Genomic DNA, 663 nt, shown 5'->3' with positions numbered 1-663 from the left:
TGTCCAGCGGGTTTTGAAAGGTCGGAGCGCCCGCTGAATTCAAATGTCGGTGCGGGCGTGCTTTTTGTGCGGAGTTGGATACTTTTGTGGGGTGGCGGTGGGGCGGTGGTGCTGGCCTGACGCGACCGAGTCTGGCCCAGGGTGGGGCGGTGGATGCACGGTGGGCAAAGTTAAAATGTCCGCCTTCTCATTGCGCGGCGGCGCCGCCATCGCGCGCTCGAGATCGAGCCGGTTGATCAGCCGCTGCCGCTTGGTGTTGGGCGCCGGCCGGTGTGGGCGCGGCGGCTCGCCGGCCAGCGTGCGCGACGGCCCGATGGTTTGCCGGCTGTCGCGCCGCGCCTGCACCTGCGCCGTGATGGCCAGCACGTGCCCGAGCCGCTTGTTGTCGACGATCGCGCCCTGGTCGACCTCGGCGAGCTTGTCAAAGGTGGTGTAGGGCAGGGACGCGCCGTCGGCCCACAGCTCGATCCGCCCGTCCGGATACTCGGCGACCTCGAGGTAGCGGTGGACCAGGCGCCGGTGCTCGGGCCGGTCCTCGAGTAGGTACATCACCTTCTTGTACTGCAAGGTCAGGCTCTGCGACACCTTGCGCCACTCGCGCCAGCTGAAGATCCGCTCCAGATCCTCATCGCCGCGCAGCGGCCGGTGCGCATCAAAGTCGCT

1 pseudogene is annotated in these 663 nt (G+C 67.7%); it reads right to left on the bottom strand.

Annotated elements, in window-relative coordinates:
* Window positions 1–39: 39 nt before the first annotated feature.
* Window positions 40–663: pseudogene (locus AC3WL8_RS39970) on the bottom strand (ISNCY family transposase); the annotation flags it as partial.

This window comes from Cupriavidus sp. FW305-F7, from assembly GCF_058782875.1.
Note: the sequence above shows the minus strand (reverse complement) of the source record. Positions and strands in the feature narration are given on the sequence as shown.